General features: G+C 64.3%; 2 protein-coding genes and 1 pseudogene. All 3 read right to left on the reverse strand.

The window, feature by feature from the left end:
• A pseudogene (locus C9413_RS34075) lies at positions 1-198 on the reverse strand (hypothetical protein); the annotation flags it as partial.
• 237 nt (positions 199-435) lie between these two features.
• The gene (locus tag C9413_RS32070; protein ID WP_040114082.1) at positions 436-1041 is read right to left on the reverse strand and encodes a DUF1419 domain-containing protein; all 606 of its coding nucleotides are present in this window, start codon (positions 1039-1041) and stop codon (positions 436-438) included.
• 64 nt (positions 1042-1105) lie between these two features.
• Positions 1106-1453, reverse strand: a 348-nt coding sequence (locus tag C9413_RS32075; protein ID WP_170251552.1) for a toprim domain-containing protein, incomplete at its 5' end; no start/stop codon positions are given.

Consider the following 1453-nt stretch of genomic DNA (forward strand, 5'->3'; position numbering starts at 1 on the left):
GCCCCAGCGGTTCACGCGGACCCCCCCCTCCGCCTCGACAGCCGGCCGGCCGCCCGCCAGGTCGAGCCCCGAAAGGTCGCCTTCGGGCTCGCCCGTCTTGCGCTTGCGGAAGAAGAGGATGTCGACCACGACGTCCGTGCCGGCGTCACGCCGAAAACTGCCTTCGGGCAGTCGAATCGCGGCGATCAGGTCGGCGGACCAAAAGCACCGAACGCGGTTACGCCAAGACCGAGTCCTGATGACATAGCGCTGCTATCAAACATATCGAGGGTGAAGGGGTCGTTGCTCATCGAAAAGTCCTTGTGAACGAGCGTCATCGATCTGCCGCAAGGGGCAGTCGAGGAACGCGAAGGGGTGGAGAGGCCGCCAGCATGGGCTGCGCCGCGATCGTGGGCCGAGCGCGATTGCTTCGCGCACGGATGCAAACGGAAACTCTCAAGCCGCAATCGGCGAGCGGAGGTGGCGCAGTTGTACCGGCAGTTTGGCGGCGATCTCGTCGTCGCTGAGATCTTCCAGCAGCTTCAGAACAGTGCCGTCTTTGCCGCCGTATAACATCACGGTGCGCTTGCCGCGTGAGGCCTCCGGCCAGCGCTCGCCCGCATAGCCGCGATAGTCGTCCGCCGTGCTGCTCCAGATATGCTCGAGGCGCTCTTCGCGCGTCATGGCCCGGACCGGCCGGCTCTCGCGCTCGATAATTGCAAGGCGCATGGTCTCGACGGACGAGGGATCGGACAGGTCGCAATAGCCGTGGAAATAGCGGATCGCCTCGTCGATCCGGAGTGCGAAGAACACTGAGGTCACCGAGCCGGTCAGGAACTCGCGCATCGCGAACATAGAGCCGCGGATCCAAAGCGGCGGCAGGATTTCGAACATGTAGTCGTGCCCGTCTTCGTCGATCTCGAACCATTCGCCCGCATAGAGCGGCATCGCGTGGTCTTCCCAGCGGTTGGGCCGCTGGAGATGACGGTCAAACATGCGGAACATCTGCGGTCGGCTTGCGACGCCCTGGAAGACTTTTTGGATTGCGGGAGAGGGGTTCATCTGCAGCTCCTTCGGAGGTTTCGGGCCGAAGCGTGGCACTGTCCTCTCGACCTTGCCTTCCTCTTCAGTCCTTCATGACCCCTTGGCTGCCGCCGGCATCGCGACCGTCCGCGTCAAGGGCCGGCTCCGCCGGGCGAAGCTTCCCTTGACGCGGACCGCGCGCATGCGGCACGCCTCCTCCTTCCGTCCTTTCCCTCTTTTCCCTTTCCATGATCTTCAGGGACTCGTTCCAATCCTCCTCGGGCGGCCGAAGTCGCGTCCAGTCGCAGCCGACATCATCGGCAAGCGTCCGCAGCCGTTCGGCAAACATGTCGCCCTGCGGATTGGCGTCCGTCGCCGCAACCAACTGGACGCCCGGCTTCGTAGCCAACTCCTCCAGAGCTGCCTCGGCGGTCCGCGACCATCCACCGCC

The organism is Rhizobium sp. SEMIA 4085, from assembly GCF_013004495.1.
GTDB classification, from domain to species: domain Bacteria; phylum Pseudomonadota; class Alphaproteobacteria; order Rhizobiales; family Rhizobiaceae; genus Rhizobium; species Rhizobium gallicum.

What these genes read in the sequence shown, in the direction of transcription:
- C9413_RS32070 (WP_040114082.1), bottom strand. Translation starts at nt 1,041, where the DNA reads ATGAACCCCTCTCCCGCAATCCAAAAAGTCTTCCAGGGCGTCGCAAGC.